This window comes from Actinomarinicola tropica (assembly GCF_009650215.1).
GTDB lineage: Bacteria > Actinomycetota > Acidimicrobiia > Acidimicrobiales > SKKL01 > Actinomarinicola > Actinomarinicola tropica.
Map to the genome: position 1 here is coordinate 3,455,628 of NZ_CP045851.1, position 12,579 is coordinate 3,468,206.

Sequence of the window (12,579 nt, forward strand, 5' to 3'; positions counted from 1 at the left end):
CCGAGCCCCAGGACCTGTCGCCCGTCTACGCCATCGCCGACCGCTACATCGAGGAGGCGGCGGCGCTGAACCCCATCGCCGCCACGTCGTGGGGCGTGCCGGGCCACGACGACCGCATGCCCGACCTCTCGCCCGACGGCGAGGCCGAGGTCGACGAGCTGCACGACCGCACCCTGGCGGCGCTGCGGGACGCCCCCGAGCAGTCGGACCGGGACCGCATCGCGAAGGCGTTCATGTCCGAGCGGTTGGAGCTGGCGCGGGAGATGTTCGACGCCGGCGAGCACCTGCGCTCCACCCGCACGCTCGGCAGCCCGCTCGGCTCGGTCCGCTCGGCGTTCGACCTCATGCGCTACGAGTCCGACGACGACTGGGCCACCGCCGCCCGCCGCATGCAGGCGGTGCCGGAGGCGGTCGAGGGGTGGTGCACGACGCAGCGCCGCGGGGCCGAGCTCGGCATCGTCGCCGCCAAGCGCCAGGTGGCCACGGTGGCGCAGCAGGCCGCGGTGTGGTCGGGTACCGACGGCGCGGGCAGCCGCCCGTTCTTCCACGCGCTCGTCGACCGGTACGAGGCGATTGACGGCCACTCGCCGGGCGTCCTCGCCGACCTGCGCGCCGGGGCCGACGTCGCCTCCGCGGCGTTCGCCGACGCGTCCCGCTTCCTCCTCGACGAGTACGCGGCCCACGCGACCGAGCAGGACGCGGTCGGCCGCGAGCGGTACCAGCGCGAGGCCCGGCGCTTCCTCGGCATGACGATCGACCCGATCGAGACCTACGAGTGGGGCTGGCAGGAGCTGGCCCGCATCGAGGCCCGAGCGGCCGAGGTGTGCGACGCGATCTCCCCCGGCGCGACGTGGGCCGAGGCGGTCGAGATCCTCGAAGCCGACCCCGCCTACGTCATCGAGGGCGTCGACGACTTCCAGGCATGGAACCAGGACCTCATCGACCGCACGATCGCCGAGCTCGACGGCACCCACTTCGACATCGCGCCGCCGATCCGGCGCTGCGAGGCGATGATCGCACCTCCGGGCGGCGCGGCGGCGATGTACTACACGGGCCCGTCCGAGGACCTCTCCCGCCCGGGCCGCACGTGGTACCCCACGCTCGGCAAGACCCGCTTCCCGCTCTGGCGGGAGGTGTCGATCTGCTACCACGAGGGCGTCCCCGGCCACCACCTGCAGATCGCCCAGACCAAGCTGCTGGCCGACGAGCTGTCCCGCTACCAGCGCGCCGCCGGCTTCGTGTCCGGGCACGGCGAGGGCTGGGCGCTCTACGCCGAGCGCCTGATGGGCGAGCTCGGCTACCTCGACGACCCGGCCTACGAGCTCGGCATGCTCGCCGCGTCGGCCATGCGGGCGGTGCGGGTGATCGTCGACATCGGCATGCACCTCGAGCTGACGATCCCCGAGTCGAGCGACTACCTGCCCGGCGCGACCTGGCGGGCCGAGAACGCGCTGCCCTTCGTCATCGAGCGCAGCCGCTTCCCCGCTGACTTCATGGCCAGCGAGGTCGACCGCTACCTCGGCCTCCCCGGCCAGGCGATCAGCTACAAGGTCGGCGAGCGGGTGTGGCTCGAGTGCCGCGCCGACGCCCAGGCCCGCCACGGCGCCGACTTCGACCTGAAGGCGTGGCACGCCCGGGCCCTCGACCTCGGCGGCCTCGGCCTCGCCGCCCTGCGCGACGAGCTGTCCCGGGTCTGACACGCCGCCCGTCGACGACCCCACCGCGCCCAACCCCCACGGTCGGGCGCGACATCCGCGCCATCTGCCGCCAACCGCGCCCAACCCCCACGGTCGGGCGCGACATCCGCGCCATCTGACGCCAACCGCGCCCAACCCTCGGGTGAGGGGGCGCCGGCGGGTACGGTGCGGCGATGGTCGAGGCGGGGGCGGCTGACGGGGCGACAGCAGCGGCCGGCGGGCGCGACCGGCTGATCGACGCCGTCCGGGCGGGCAGCCTGGCGGTCGTCGTCGTGTGGCACTGGGTGTTCACCGTGGTCGTCTGGCACGCCGACGGCCCGCACGCCTCGAACCCGATCGGCTACACGTCGGGCCTCTGGGCGGCCACGTGGCTGCTCCAGGTCATGCCGCTGTTCTTCTTCTGCGGCGGGTACGCCCACATCCGCACGTGGGAGTCGGCGCAGGCGAAGGGACAGCACTGGGCGACGTTCATCGGCCGGCGCCTGCGCACGCTGGCCGGCCCCGCCCTCGTCGCCGTCGCGGTGGTGGGCGCCGGCGCGTGGGCCCTGTCGGCCTACCTCGACGTGGGCTGGGCGGTCCGGGGCGCGGTGCTCGTGCTCAGCCCCCTGTGGTTCCTCATCGTCTACCTGCTGATCGTGACGATGGTGCCGGCCGGCGCGTGGCTGCGGCGCCGCTTCGGCCACAACGTCATCGTCGTCGGCATCGGCGCCGTCGTGTGGGTGGACCTGCTGCGCTTCCACTTCGGCCACGACGGGATCGCGTGGCTCAACATGCTCCTCGTGTGGGGGCTCGTCCACCAGGCCGGGTTCGACTGGCCGGCGTGGCGGGCACTCGACCGCCGGTCGGCGTGGTCGCTCGTGTGGGGCGGGCTGATCGGCCTGTCGGCGTTGACGAACATGGGGCTGTACCCGCGGTCGATGGTCGGCGTGCCGGGCGAGCGGTTCTCCAACATGGGTCCGCCGACGCTGTGCATCGTGGCCCTCGCCGTCTTCCAGGTCGGCGTCCTCTTGGTGAACCGGGAGCGGCTCGAGCGGTTCATCACCGGGCCAAGCGCCGGCGTGTGGGTCGACCGCCTCCAGCGCTCGTCGATGACGCTCTTCCTCTGGCACGTCCCGGCCTACGCCGTCGTGTACGCCGTGGTGTGGGCGACGGGGTGGCGCACGCCGGAGGAGCCGACCGTGCGGTGGTGGCTCGAGCGGCCGTTCTGGCTCGTCGTCCCGGCCGCCCTGTGCGTGGCCGTCGCAGGGATCCTCGCGGTGACCCGTCGGAGGAGCGCCGTGGCCGACGATGTAGCGGTGTGAGCACGGCACACCACTCCCCCGACCCCGGCGCCGCCCTGCTCTCGATCTACGACCGGGCCCTGCCCCAGGTCTACGGCTACCTCGTCAGCCGCTGCGGCAGCCCGACGATCGCCGAGGAGGTCACGGCCGAGACGTTCCTCGCCGCCGCCGAGTCCCTCGACCGGGGCAAGGTGCCCGACCTGACCGTCGCCTGGCTCGTGACCGTCGCCCGCAACAAGCTCGTCGACCACTGGCGGCGGGAGGAGCGGGAGCGGCGGCACCTCCAGCTCGTGCACGACGTCGACGACGACGTGGACGACCCGGTCGACGTGGGCCTCGACGCCGCGTTCGACCGGGCCCGGGCCCACGAGGTCCTCGCCGAGCTCGGCGCCCACCACCGCTCGGCCCTGACCCTCCGGTACCTCGACGGGCTCTCCGTCCCCGAGGTCGCCGAGGTCCTCGGACGCACGGTGCACGCCACCGAGGCGCTCCTCGTCAGGTCCCGTGCCGCGTTCCGCACCCGCTACCAGGAAGGAGGGGGCGATGACGACTGACCCGTTCGAGCAGCTGCGCGAGCCGGCCGTCCCGCTCGCTCCCCGCGCCACGTTCGCCGCCGAGCTCCGCCGCCGACTGGCCGCGCGCCTCGGCGTGCCCGACGGAGGGAGTCCCCCCGTGCCCGAGATCCGCGAGTACACCCCCGCCCGCTACACGAGCCTGCACCCGATGCTGAGCTGCCCCCGGGCGGCCGACGCCGTCGAGTGGTACGTCGACGTCCTCGACGCCGCGCTGATGGAGCCGCCGCTGATGATGGACGACGGCCGGGTCGGCCACGCCGAGCTGCGCGTCGGCAACACGGTGTTCTCGGTCGCCGACGAGTGGCCCGAATACGACCTGGCCGGACCGACCGAGACCAACAGCGTGAGCCTGATGCTCTACGTGCCCGACGTGCGTGCCACCTACGAGCGGGCGCTCGCACGGGGCGCGACGGCGCAGCGCCCGCCGGAGCCGGCGTACGGGGCGCTGCGGGCCACGTTCCGCGACCCGTTCGGCCACCGCTGGAACGTCGGCACCGCCCTCGAGCCCGACGACGTGCCGGTGGAGGACGTCCCCGGCCGGCGCACGGGCGACATCGGCTACGTGACGTTCCAGGTGCCCGACGGCGAGCGGGCGCAGCGCTTCTACTCCGCCCTGTTCGGGTGGGACATCCGCCCCGGCCACCTGCCCGGTGGCTTCCACATCGAGTCGATCACCCCACCGTCGGGCATCGCGACGGTCGGCGAGAACGGCGAGCCGTCGGCCCTCGTGTACTTCCGGGTCGACGACATCGAGGCCGCGGCGGCACGGGTGCGCGAGCTCGGCGGCGAGGTGCTGTCGGTGACGGACTACCCGTCGGGTGGCAACGCCGAGTGCCGCGACGACCAGGGGTTCCGGTTCGACCTGTTCCGCCCGAAGCCCGGGTACTGACCAGGACCCTCGGGCGAGCGGCCCTGGTGGCGGCGGGATCTGCGTCCCGCCGCCACCCGGCCGGTCCCGCTACTCGCCCGCCGCGAGCGACTGCCAGGCCTCGGCCCTGGCCCGCCGCTCGTTGCGGCGACGCTTCCAGAACGGCTGCTTCCACGGCTTGAACGTGCGACCGGTGACCTTCACCTCGTCACGTTCGGCCGGTTCGAGTCGACCGCGGGTCGCCTTCGGCTCGGGGAGGACGACGTCATCGAGCTCGTCGATGCCCGTCTCGTGCAGCGCCTGGTGGACGTGATGTCGCTGGGCCCGGTGCTGCGCCTTGCGCATCTCCCGGGCCTCGGTGGCGATCGGCGCCTGGTCGGCCTTCCGCTGCCGGTGGCGTGCTCCCATGGTCCTACCTCCATGCCCGGGCCACAGCCGCGGGCGCTCGTCGACCGATGGTCGAACGACCCGACGCCCGGAGGGAACCTTCGGCGCTCCGACGACCCGGTGCGGGCCTCGGGAGGTTCTTGGTCCGACCCTAACCACCCGGCGAGCGTCGCGGGAGGGCGGGCCTCTGACCAGGGACGATGCCCGTCCGGTCACGCGCCCGGGTCGGTTCCGCGCCCTCCGTGGCGAGGCCCTGACCCCGCGTGGCCGGACCGGAACGCGCGCCACCGCCCGCGATCTGGGGGCTCGCGGGCGGTGACGGTCGGTGTGCTCCCGGGCGGACCCGGGAGCAGATCAGTTGGTGGGGCTCAGCGGATGGCGCGGGCGCAGGTCCACGGGCTCCAGCCCTGCTCGGCCCAGATCGAGGCCGCCACCTGGGCGTTCTGCCAGGGGTAGAGCATCTCCTGCCACTGATAGCCCATGCCGTTGACGCGGCCGCGGTGGACGCTGTTGATCTGGAACAGCCCCCAGTTCCCGCCGCCCGGGCTGACCGCGTCCCAGCGGAGGCCGGACTCGCAGCGAGCGACCTGGATGGCCTGCTCCTGCTGGTGGTTGCTGGCACCTCGCTCCGCGAACGCGACGCGGATCATGTCCTCGGTGCTGCACGCGCCGAGCGCGAACACCAGTGCGAGGACAGCCAGGGCGCGACGAGCGCGCGACGAGTTGAACATGTGGAGCTTCTCCTCTTCGGGCACCTCACGCTCGGCGTCCGTGGCAGCCCCCGTGGGGCCGACGCGCCGGCGAGGTGCGACGAGACGTCTCGGCCACGCCGAGGAGCCGGCGGTGGCGAGGCCCGATGTGCCTCGGGCGGGGCTATGGGTACGGCGCTACGGGCGCCGCACACGACGGAGACGAGTATGTCGGCGTGCGCAACGAAATCGCAACACAACCGTCATGAAACGTGTCACACGTGCGCGATCCGGTCCCGGACGCGCCACCGCCCGCCTCGAAGGGCGGGCGGTGCGGGCTGGAGCCGGTCGAGCGGCGAGGGCTCAGGGCTTGGTGTCGTCGGCCAGGATCCACTCCCGGCTGGGCTCGGCGTCGATGTCGGCGGAGAAGAACCGGTCGAACGCCTCGGCGACCTCGTCGTCCTCGTCGAGGGCCCACGCGTCGGCGAACCCGGGCGACGGGTTCGGTCGGGCGGGCGCATCCTCGTCGGCGACGGCCACGCCCTCGGCGGCCACCTCGTCGTCGGCCACGGCGGGAGCGGAGGCGGCGGCGCCCCCGGCCTCGACCGCGGTGGTCTCCATGGCGTCGGCGATGGCCAGCTGGGCGGCGACGGCGTCGGACGGCATCGTGGACGCCTCGACGATGCCGATGCCTGCGGCGGACGGCAGCACGACGACGGTCTCGCCGCCGGTCACGGTGACGACCGGGACGGATGCGGCAGCAGCATCGTCGTCGTCGACCTCGGCGACCTCGTCCTGGTCGAACGGCGCGGCCACCGGCTGCGACGACGACGCGATGGCCGCCACCGACACGGTGTCGAGCCCCGACTGCTCCACGCGCAGGGGCTCGCCGCCGAGCAGCATCGGGTGCTGGGCGACGCGGGCCAGCTCGACGGCCGACATCGACACCCGCCGGTGCAGCTCGGCCCGGATCTCCTCGAGGCCCATGGCCTCGGCGGCCACGGCCATGCGGAGGGCGTCGAGCTCGCGGGTCTCGCGGCGGACCTCGTCGCGCTGGGCGCCGAGCTCCTGCTCGGCCTGGCGGCGGGCGGCTTCGATGATGTCGCGCCCACGGGCGCGGGCGTCGTCGAGCAGGCCGTTGACGGTGGACTGGCCGAGCCCGAGCAGGTGCGGCAGGGCGCGCTCGGCCTCGCGGGCGCGACGCTCGGCGTCGGCCAGACGGGCCCTCAGCGCCTCGTTCTCCTCCGCCAGGGTGGCGGCGTCGGGCACGCCCTTCGGGGTGGGACCGGGCGCCGGGGCCAGGCCGAGGAGCCAGTTGCGGCGGCGGGGGACCTCCGACGAGCGGTCGTCGTCGGCGTCGATGCGGCGTGGAGCGGCCATGTCTCCAGTCGTCGGCACCTCCCCGCGGGGGGTTGAGCGGTACTTCCAGGTTCCCGGCAGGTCGTTGTGGTCGTCACGAGGGTCCGGCACGGCCGTCACCTCCCTCCTCGCCCGCGCCGTGGATCCGGCGAGTGATCACTGCGCCCCGAACATGGCCATCCACTGCTCCACTGAGCTGGGGCGGAAGACGAAGTTCATGCGGCGGGTCTCGCCCATGGGGGCCGACGGCGCCACCGAGTACTGGTGGCCGGGGAAGAGGACCGCGTCGTCGGGCACCTTCGAGAGCCGCTGGGTGAGCGAGTAGTAGAGCTCCCGGGCGTCGCCGCCGGGGAGGTCCGTGCGTCCGCACCCCTCGAGGAAGAGCGTGTCGCCGGAGACGAGGTGGCCGTCCACCAGGAAGCACTGGCTGCCCGGTGTGTGGCCGGGGGTGTGGATGAGCTCGATCGGGATGTCGCCGACGGTGACGACGTCGCCCGACCGGTGCTCGACGAGGTCGGAGGCCGACGCGCCCGTCACCTTCTGGACGCCGGCGGACTCCGGCTCCTGCACGTGGATGGGCACGGGGCGGTGGGCGAGCAGCTCGGCGACGCCCTGGATGCCGTACCCCATCATCGAGCCGCCGACGTGGTCGGGGTGGTAGTGGGTGACGAGGGCGCCGGTGAGGTGCATGCCGTCGGCGTCGAGGACGTCGCAGATCCCGGGGATGTCGTAGGCCGGGTCGACGACGACGGCCTCGCTGGTCTCGCGGTCGCCGATCAGGTAGACGAAGTTGACCATCTGACGGGCGAGCGGGTCGGTGGTCGCGACGTCGCGCCCGGCGAGCAGCTGGCGGAAGTACAGGCGATCGTCCATCGGGTGAAGCCTAGGGTGCCGGGTGCCACATCCCCCGGATCGGCGGGCCGCCGAGGGGCCTACGCGGGCGGCGTGTCCTCGGGCCCCGGCGGGTGGGGATGGGGGTGCGGGTGGTCGTGCGCGTGGTGGTGCTCGGCCTCGGCGTGGGAGATGACGTCGCGCACCGGACGGCCGGTGCGCCGGGCGATGGCGGCGGCGTCGTCGAACTCGGCCTTGGCCCGGCCGGGCCCGACCTTCACGCGGACCGGGTCGCCGTCGAGGTCGACGACCTCGGTGGAGCGCGCCGAGGGCCACCGCTCGAGGCGGGCGGCGCGCACGCCGAACGAGCCGGTCTCGTCCCGCATCACCTGTGCGACCTGGGCATCGAGGGCGGGGTCGGCGAGGGCGCTCACCTTGTGCGCCGGCCGCCCCTTCTTCATGAGGATCGGCGAGACCCACGCGTCGTGCGCGCCGGCGTCGAGCAGGGCGGCGACAGCGTGGGCGAGGACCTCGCCGGTGACGTCGTCGACGTTGACCTCGAGGAGGGTGACGGGCTGGCCGCGCTCGAGCGTCTCGGTGCGGTCGCCCACGACCACCTGGACGAGGTTCGGCCGACCGTCGAGCTCGCGGGTACCGGCACCGAACCCGGCGCTCTGGATGGTCATGTCGGGGATCGGGCCCCACTCCCCGGCCAGCGCGGCGACGATGGCGGCGCCGGTGGGCGTGGTGAGCTCGACGGGCACGTCGAGACCGACCGTGGGGGCGCCACGGAGGAGCTCGACGACCGCCGGCGCGGGGTTGGGCAGCACGCCGTGGGCGGCGCGGATGGTGCCGAGGCCGTTGGCGACGGGGCTGCACGCCACCTCGTCGATGCCCAGGACCTCCAGGGCGGCGCAGGTCCCGACCACGTCGACGATGGCGTCGATGGCGCCGACCTCGTGGAAGTGGACCTGCTCGGGTGGTTGGCGGTGCAGGCGGCCCTCGGCGACGGCGAGGGCGTCGAAGACGGCGTGGGCGCGCCGCCGCACGCGATCGGGCAGGTCGGCGTCGTCGAGCAGCGCCGCGATGTGGGACGCGGTGCGCACGACGTTGGTCGGCTCCTGGAGCACGTGCGCCTTGGTGCCGCCGATGCCGTTGCGCAGCACGGGTTCGACGTCGAGCGCCCAGCCCGGCAGGTCGAGCCCGTCGAGGATCGTGCGCACCTCGTCGACGTCGGCGCCGGCGTCGATCAGCGCGCCGAGCGCCATGTCGCCGGCGATGCCGGAGAAGCAGTGGAACCAGGCGACGCGGGTGGCGCTCACGAGGCGGGCTCCTCGGCGACGCGCAGGCGGCGGGTGCCACGGGGCAGGGCTCGGGCGACGGCCATCGCGGCGCCGAACCCGTTGTCGATGCCGACGACGGTGATGCCCGCGGCGCACGAGGCGAGCATGCCGAGCAGGGCGGTGACGCCCTCGAGCCCGGCGCCGTAGCCGACGCTCGTGGGCACGGCGACGACGGGGCAGGCGGCGATGCCGCCGACGACGCTGGCCAGCGCGCCCTCCATGCCGGCGACGACGACCACCGCGTCGGCGGCGAGCAGCTCGTCGACCTCGGCGAGGATGCGGTGGATGCCGGCGACGCCGGCGTCGGTGATGCGGCGAGGCCGGAAGCCGAGGGCGTCGAGCACCGCGGCGCACTCGTCGGCCACGGGCAGGTCGGCGGTGCCGGCGGTGACGACGACGACCCGCTCCGCTCGCTCCGAGGCACGGCGCCACACGACGGTGCCGGCGACCACCTCGCCCCCGGGGTGGGCGTCGAGCACCGCGGCGACCTGCGCGTCGTCCACGCGGGTGAGCAGCACCGGGCCGTCGGCCGGGACCGACAGCAGCTCCCCGACGACGAGCACGCACTGCTCGGGCGTCTTGCCCGGGCCGTACACCGCCTCGACCTGGTCCTGGCGCAGAGCCCGGTGGTGGTCGACCCGGGCGACGTCGAGGTCGGCGAACGGGGCGCGGCGCAGACGGGCCACGGCCTCGTCGGGCGTCACCGCACCGGTGCGCACGTCGTCGATCAACCCGTGCAGGGCGGCGAGGTCCACGTCACTATCCTGGCCCCCCGTGACGGCCCCCGCAGCATCCGAGCTGTCGCTCCCGACCGGGGCACGCACGATCGCCTACCTGGGTCCGGCGGCGACCTTCAACCAGCAGGCGCTCCTCAGCCAGCCCGACCTGGCGGCGCTCGACGCCCGTCCGCTGCCGACGATCGGCGACGTGCTGGCCGCCACCGCGGCGGGCGACGTCGACCTCGGGCTCGTCCCGATCGAGAACGCCATCGAGGGGTCGGTCACGGTCACGCTCGACATGCTGGCGTTCGAGCTCGACCTGCTCATCCAGCGTGAGATCGTCATCGACGTGTCGCTGAACCTGCTCGGCGTGCGGGGGGCACGGCTGGAGGACGTGCGCGAGGTCACCTCGATCGGCGTGGCCACCGCCCAGTGCCGCCGCTTCATCATCGAGCACCTGCCCGGCGCGGTCGTCACCGCCGCCAACTCCACCGCGGAGGCGGCGCAGCGGGTGGCGAAGGACGGCGACCCGAGCGTGGCCGCCATCGGCACCGCGCTGGCGGCGGAGGTGTACGGCCTCGACGTGCTCGCCCCCGAGGTGGAGGACCACCCCGGCAACCAGACGCGCTTCGTGCTCGTCGCCCGAGAGGGGGTGCCTGCACCCACCGGTCACGACAAGTCGACGGTGGTGGTCTTCCAGCGCGCCGACGTCCCCGGCAGCCTGCTCTCGATCCTCCAGGAGTTCGCCGCCCGCGCCATCAACCTGTCGAAGCTGGAGTCCCGGCCCACCAAGCGCGGGCTCGGCGACTACTGCTTCATCATCGACCTCGAGGGCCACGTCGACGACGAGCTCGTCGCCGACTGCCTGCGCGACCTGCGCAGCAAGCAGGCCGACGTGCGCTTCCTCGGGTCGTACCCCGCGGCGGGCGACCACGGCCCGGCGCTGCGGCGGGAGAACGTGGCGGCGTGGAAGGCGGCCGAGGAGTGGGTCGCGGCGCTGCGGGGCCAGGTCCGGCACTGACGATGTTCGGTGGCCCGGCCTAGAGTTGCCGGGTGCCAGTGCACGCCGTCCTGCTCCACGCCCTCGCCTTGGTGCTCGCCCTCGCGGGGGTGCGCAAGGTCATCGACCCTGCACCGGTCGCCGCCTCCCTGCGGCGCAGCGGACTGCCCTCCGCGCCCGTCCTCGGGCGGCTGCTCGGCGTGGTCGAGGTCGTCGTGTCGCTGGCGGTGCTCAGCACCGGCGGCGCGGTGCCCGCCGCCCTGATGGGCCTCGTCTACCTGGGCTTCCTCGCCTTCATCCTCAGCAACAAGCTGCGGGGCGCCGACGTGCCCTGCGGGTGCTTCGGCGAGTCGACCACACCGCCCGGCGTCGCCCACATCGCGGTGAACACCGTCGCCGTCGCCGCGGCCGTCGCCGGCGTGCTCGACCCGTCCGACGGCGTGTTCGGCTGGATCGACGAAGGTGCCGTCGGGGTCGTCGCCCTGGCGCTCGTCGTCGTCGCCGGCGCACTCACCATCGCTCTCCTCGAGGTCCTCCCGGGGACCGCCTCCTCTGCTCTCGAGCAGGCCGACCGCGCGCGGGTCCCGACCTTCTCCCTCAAGGAGCCACGTTGAGCTTCGTCGATCGCCTCGCGGAACGGATCGGCCCGGGTGACCGCCCGGGCCGTCGCAGCTTCCTCGGACGCGCCGCCATGGTCGGCAGCGCGATGGCGGTGGCACCGGTCGACTTCATGACCCGCCCCGTCGACGCCCAGGACGTCGTCCTCGCCAGCAACGCGGTGTGCCGCAGCTACGGCTGCGGCGGCGGCCAGCTGTGCTGCGACGGCTACACCGAGTTCTGCTGCTCGCTCACCGGCTCGAACCGCTGCCCGCCGGGGTCGGTCACCGGCGGCTGGTGGAAGGTCGACTCGTCGACGTACTGCTCGGCCGGCGGCGACATCCGGCCCCGCTACTACCTCGACTGCCACAAGACCTGCGGCGGTTGCGCCTGCGCCGGCGGCACCTGCTCTGGCGACTGCAACGGCACGCCCTGCGGCTGCGGCCGCCGGCCGGACGGCAGCTCGCTCGGCTGCGGCTACCGCAAGGCCGGCTGCACCCGCTTCCGCTACGGCCAGTGCAACCAGCACATCGGCTGCGTCGGCCCCATCGTCTGCCGGGTGGTCACCTGCCTCACGCCGTGGCAGCTCGACCCCAACTGCACCCGGGCCACGCTCACCGACAACAACACCCGCTGGCACGACGCGCCGTGCCTGCACGCCGGGTTCAGCGACACGATCGACAACGCCTACTACGCCGACGCCGTCCAGTGGGCGGTGAACGTCGGCATCACCACCGGCGTCGAGGGCCGCGACCTGTTCTTCCCGGACCGCCCCGTGAACCGGGCCGAGATCGTCACGTTCATGTGGCGGATGCTCGACCAGCCGCCGGCCCAGCCGCACTACCTCACCGACAACCCGGGCGGCACCTACTACCACAAGGCCGTCCAATGGGCCGCGGGCGAGGGCATCACCACCGGCTACGCCGGCACCGACGAGTTCCGGCCCCAGCTCAACTGCACCCGCGGCGAGGCGGTCACGTTCTTCAAGCGGATGATGCGCAACCCTACGCCGAGCACCGCGCCCGAGTTCTCCGACGTCGACCCCAACGCCTTCTACGCCGACGCCGTGAAGTGGGCCGCCCACCACGGCGTCACCACCGGCGTCGGCGGGACCGGCCAGTTCCAGCCGCACGGGCTGCTCACCCGGGCCGAGGCCGTCACGTTCCTGTGGCGCATCGCCGGCAACCAGGCGCTGTGGCACCAGCGGCCGCCGTCGTCGAAGGTGAGGTTCTGA

Annotated in this window: 13 protein-coding genes; 7 read left to right on the forward strand and 6 right to left on the reverse strand. The window is 73.8% G+C overall.

What is annotated here, in order from left to right; all coding sequences use genetic code 11:
• Positions 1-14: 14 nt before the first annotated feature.
• From GH723_RS16990 to GH723_RS17005, 4 genes are all read left to right on the forward strand, one after another.
• Positions 15-1,697 carry a DUF885 domain-containing protein gene (locus tag GH723_RS16990; protein ID WP_407650250.1) on the forward strand — a complete coding sequence of 561 codons (1,683 nt, stop codon included), beginning with the start codon at positions 15-17 and terminating at the stop codon, positions 1,695-1,697.
• 173 nt (positions 1,698-1,870) lie between these two features.
• Positions 1,871-2,998 carry an acyltransferase family protein gene (locus GH723_RS16995; protein ID WP_153760761.1) on the forward strand — a complete coding sequence of 376 codons (1,128 nt, stop codon included), beginning with the start codon at positions 1,871-1,873 and terminating at the stop codon, positions 2,996-2,998.
• Entirely contained in the window at positions 2,995-3,531 is a 537-nt protein-coding gene (locus GH723_RS17000; RefSeq protein ID WP_153760762.1) for an RNA polymerase sigma factor, read from the forward strand. Before GH723_RS16995 ends, GH723_RS17000 begins: the two co-directional genes overlap by 4 nt.
• On the forward strand, positions 3,521-4,441 hold the full coding sequence (locus GH723_RS17005; RefSeq protein ID WP_153760763.1) for a VOC family protein: 921 nt from the start codon (positions 3,521-3,523) through the stop codon (positions 4,439-4,441). The genes GH723_RS17000 and GH723_RS17005 overlap by 11 nt, the downstream gene beginning before the upstream one ends.
• Before the next feature lie 69 nt (positions 4,442-4,510).
• On the opposite strand, the gene GH723_RS17010 is transcribed toward GH723_RS17005, so the two are convergent.
• The 6 genes from GH723_RS17010 to larB form a co-directional block, all read right to left on the reverse strand.
• Positions 4,511-4,828 (reverse strand): hypothetical protein, encoded by a 318-nt coding sequence (locus GH723_RS17010; RefSeq protein ID WP_153760764.1) that lies wholly within the window; start codon positions 4,826-4,828, stop codon positions 4,511-4,513.
• Between the two features lie 347 nt (positions 4,829-5,175).
• Entirely contained in the window at positions 5,176-5,562 is a 387-nt protein-coding gene (locus GH723_RS17015; protein WP_153760765.1) for a transglycosylase SLT domain-containing protein, read from the reverse strand.
• Positions 5,563-5,859: 297 nt separating this feature from the next.
• On the reverse strand, positions 5,860-6,876 hold the full coding sequence (locus tag GH723_RS17020) for an ATP synthase subunit B family protein (protein WP_153760766.1): 1,017 nt from the start codon (positions 6,874-6,876) through the stop codon (positions 5,860-5,862).
• 135 nt (positions 6,877-7,011) lie between these two features.
• Positions 7,012-7,728: an MBL fold metallo-hydrolase gene (locus GH723_RS17025; protein WP_153760767.1), complete on the reverse strand. Its 717-nt coding sequence runs from the start codon at positions 7,726-7,728 to the stop codon at positions 7,012-7,014.
• 59 nt (positions 7,729-7,787) lie between these two features.
• A complete protein-coding gene (larC, locus tag GH723_RS17030) occupies positions 7,788-9,008 on the reverse strand; it encodes a nickel pincer cofactor biosynthesis protein LarC (RefSeq protein WP_153760768.1) in 1,221 nt (406 codons plus the stop codon).
• Positions 9,005-9,784: a nickel pincer cofactor biosynthesis protein LarB gene (larB, locus tag GH723_RS17035; protein ID WP_153760769.1), complete on the reverse strand. Its 780-nt coding sequence runs from the start codon at positions 9,782-9,784 to the stop codon at positions 9,005-9,007. Before larB ends, larC begins: the two co-directional genes overlap by 4 nt.
• Positions 9,785-9,803: 19 nt before the next feature.
• Between larB and pheA the strand changes: the two genes are divergently transcribed.
• From pheA to GH723_RS17050, 3 genes are read left to right on the forward strand one after another with little or no spacing between them, the layout of a single operon-like run.
• Complete coding sequence (gene pheA, locus GH723_RS17040; RefSeq protein ID WP_229022903.1) at positions 9,804-10,769, forward strand: prephenate dehydratase; 966 nt, start codon at positions 9,804-9,806, stop codon at positions 10,767-10,769.
• A gap of 32 nt (positions 10,770-10,801) precedes the next feature.
• Complete coding sequence (locus GH723_RS17045) at positions 10,802-11,362, forward strand: MauE/DoxX family redox-associated membrane protein (RefSeq protein ID WP_153760770.1); 561 nt, start codon at positions 10,802-10,804, stop codon at positions 11,360-11,362.
• Positions 11,359-12,579, forward strand: coding sequence for an S-layer homology domain-containing protein (locus GH723_RS17050; RefSeq protein ID WP_153760771.1), 1,221 nt, complete (start codon positions 11,359-11,361; stop codon positions 12,577-12,579). The genes GH723_RS17045 and GH723_RS17050 overlap by 4 nt, the downstream gene beginning before the upstream one ends.

Coding starts and splice junctions, on each gene's coding strand:
- GH723_RS16995 (WP_153760761.1), top strand. CDS start 1,871: ATGGTCGAGGCGGGGGCGGCTGACGGGGCGACAGCAGCGGCCGGCGGG.
- GH723_RS17005 (WP_153760763.1), top strand. CDS start 3,521: ATGACGACTGACCCGTTCGAGCAGCTGCGCGAGCCGGCCGTCCCGCTC.
- GH723_RS17010 (WP_153760764.1), bottom strand. CDS start 4,828: ATGGGAGCACGCCACCGGCAGCGGAAGGCCGACCAGGCGCCGATCGCC.
- GH723_RS17020 (WP_153760766.1), bottom strand. CDS start 6,876: ATGGCCGCTCCACGCCGCATCGACGCCGACGACGACCGCTCGTCGGAG.
- GH723_RS17025 (WP_153760767.1), bottom strand. CDS start 7,728: ATGGACGATCGCCTGTACTTCCGCCAGCTGCTCGCCGGGCGCGACGTC.